Source organism: Bacteroides caecigallinarum (genome assembly GCF_021530995.1).
Lineage (GTDB): Bacteria > Bacteroidota > Bacteroidia > Bacteroidales > Bacteroidaceae > Phocaeicola > Phocaeicola faecigallinarum.
On record NZ_JADYTF010000319.1, the window covers coordinates 1 to 329 of the forward strand.

1 rRNA gene is annotated in these 329 nt (G+C 50.8%); it reads left to right on the top strand.

The features are described from left to right. A 23S ribosomal RNA gene (locus I6E24_RS16835) occupies positions 1 to 329 on the top strand; the annotation flags it as partial.

The following is a 329-nucleotide window of genomic DNA, read 5'->3' on the forward strand; positions in this document are numbered from 1 at the left end:
AGTGAAATTGTAGTATCGGTGAAGATGCCGATTACCCGCGATGGGACGAAAAGACCCCGTGAACCTTTACTATAGCTTAGCATTGAATTTGGGCACGCGATGTGTAGGATAGGTCGGAGGCTTTGAATCGGGCACGCCAGTGTTCGTGGAGCCGCTGTTGAAATACGACCCTTCGTTTGTTTGAGTTCTAACTTCGTGTTGAAGGACATTGCTTGGTGGGTAGTTTGACTGGGGTGGTCGCCTCCAAAAGCGTAACGGAGGCTTCTAAAGGTACCCTCAGGCCGATCGGTAACCGGCCCAAGAGTGTAATGGCAAAAGGGTGCTTGACT